Genomic DNA, 258 nt, shown 5'->3' on the forward strand with positions numbered 1-258 from the left:
CGACGACACACTGCAGTTGTTCTTCCTCTGCGCGCACCCGGTGCTGACACCCGCAGCAGCGGTAGCGCTGACGTTGCGTGCCGTCGGGGGTCTGACGACGCGGCAGATTGCGCAGGCGTATCTGCTGCCGGAGAAAACCATGGCCCAGCGCATCAGCCGAGCCAAACGGGCGGTGCGTGACGTCCGTTTCGACGCTCCGGGTGACCTCTCGACGGTTCGGCGGGTGCTGTACCTGGTGTTCAACGAGGGGTATACCGG

1 protein-coding gene is annotated in these 258 nt (G+C 65.5%); it reads left to right on the plus strand.

Features of this window, described 5'->3' with window-relative positions; all coding sequences use genetic code 11:
- On the plus strand, positions 1-258 hold a 258-nt coding region (locus tag NDO48_RS29350; RefSeq protein WP_323848140.1), incomplete at both ends, for a sigma factor-like helix-turn-helix DNA-binding protein.

The sequence above is a fragment of the Aminobacter sp. MET-1 genome, assembly GCF_026521175.1.
Classification (GTDB): Bacteria; Pseudomonadota; Alphaproteobacteria; order Rhizobiales; family Rhizobiaceae; genus Aminobacter.